The sequence below is a fragment of the Chitinophaga sp. GbtcB8 genome (genome assembly GCF_019091455.1).
Lineage (GTDB): Bacteria > Bacteroidota > Bacteroidia > Chitinophagales > Chitinophagaceae > Chitinophaga.
On sequence record NZ_JAGXJN010000271.1, the window covers coordinates 1 to 251 of the forward strand.

Sequence of the window (251 nt, forward strand, 5' to 3'; positions counted from 1 at the left end):
CATTTTCAGCAGAAGGGTCGTGCCATGGTGCGTCCAATTGACGGACAGGGATTCGCTTTCGTCCCCAGAACGCTCGTGGCGCAACCAAAAGCGTTTGGCCAAGTCTTGGGTCTTCTGGGCCCCGCTCATGACGTCGCCGAAACAGGGGAACGGTATCGAGCTGCGATGGTGCAGCACCTCATGGCAGCTGCCGTGCGCGGCGAGCTCCTCGCCACTGAGGGAATCTCGCCCAGTGCATTCGCCGGTCGGTT

General features: G+C 61.4%; 1 protein-coding gene. It reads right to left on the minus strand.

Translation table 11 applies throughout. The features are described 5' to 3' along the window. On the minus strand, window positions 1-251 hold a 251-nt coding region (locus tag KVT36_RS31875; protein WP_217607460.1), incomplete at both ends, for a hypothetical protein.